This window comes from Moorena sp. SIO4A1 (genome assembly GCF_010672065.1).
Lineage (GTDB): Bacteria > Cyanobacteriota > Cyanobacteriia > Cyanobacteriales > Coleofasciculaceae > Moorena.
The window spans coordinates 1-1,259 of record NZ_JAAHHX010000847.1 but is presented as its reverse complement, the minus strand read 5'-3'; the positions used below and the strand labels follow the sequence as shown (position 1 = coordinate 1,259).

General features: G+C 46.5%; 1 protein-coding gene. It reads right to left on the bottom strand.

Annotated features, from left to right (window positions below):
- Positions 1-32: 32 nt before the first annotated feature.
- Positions 33-1,259: WD40 repeat domain-containing protein (locus tag F6K53_RS43435; RefSeq protein ID WP_293086937.1), on the bottom strand; the 1,227-nt coding region annotated here is incomplete at its 5' end.

Sequence of the window (1,259 nt, the reverse complement as noted above, 5' to 3'; positions counted from 1 at the left end):
TTTTATTACTTATGACTTATTACCTATCTCCCCTATCTAGGATGCTGGCAAATCTTACGTATTTCTTCTTCTTCCGGATGAGTAGCAAGGTAATTTGTGAGCCAGTCGCAACCCAGCCTCATTAAATCATCTAGGTCTAGATCCAAATTCCATAGTTTGAGAGTGTTATCCTCACTGGCAGAAGCTAAGGTCTTGCCATCGGGGCTGAAACTAATGCTGTTGACCCAACCGCTATGACCTTCAAGGGTTTGCAGCAAGGTTCCATCCGCTACCTTCCAAAGTTTCACGGTGCGGTCATTACTGGCAGAAGCAAGAATCTTGCCATCAGGGCTGAAACTTAAGCTGGTGAGATTATCCAGATGACTGTTGAGGGTTTGTGCTTCACTGGTCTCCAAATTCCACAGCTTCACTATAGTATCATCACCACCGGAAGCCAAACTCTTACCATTGGGACTAAAACTTACACTTTTAGTCCAACTACTATGAGCTTCAAGGGTTTGCACTAGAGTGCCATTTTCGACATTCCAAAGCCTGACATTGCCGTCGGAACTAGCAGAAGCTATGGTTTTGCCATTAGGACTGAAACTGATGCTGGTAACCGCTAGATATCCCAGAGGTGAATTAGCTTCTGAAAGGCTATGGTCGAGGGTTTGTAGCAGGGTACCATCTTCTACCTGCCAAAGCTTCACGGTTTTGTCAGAGCTGGCAGAAGCTAAAATTCTACCAACCCCCTCCGGGGAAGCTAGGCTAACGGGACTGAAACTGACGCTTCTGACCAAACTGCGATGTCCTTCCAGGGTTTGTAGCAGTTTACCATCTTCTACCTGCCATAGCTTCACAGTTTTGTCAGAGCTGCCAGAAGCAAGTAGCTTACCATCGGGACTGAAACTGACGCTTCTGACCGAACTGCCATGTCCTTCCAGGGTATACAGAACGATACCATCTTCTACCTGCCACAGCTTCACTGTGTTGTCAGAACTAGCAAAAGCTAGCAACTTACCATCGGGACTAAAACTGACATTTTTAACATCCCCCCCATGTGCTTCGAGGGTTTGTGGTTCAGTGCTGTTTAATGCCCAGAGCTTAACAGTGCTATCAGCACTGGCGGAGGCTAAGGTCTGACCATCTGGACTAAAACTAACACTCCAGATCCGGCTGCGATGACCTCTAAGGGTTTGCGGTTCGATGGTTGCTGGCTCTAAGTCTTTTAAATCTTCTAGATTCCATAACTTTACTATGTTATCGGAACCAGCCGAAGC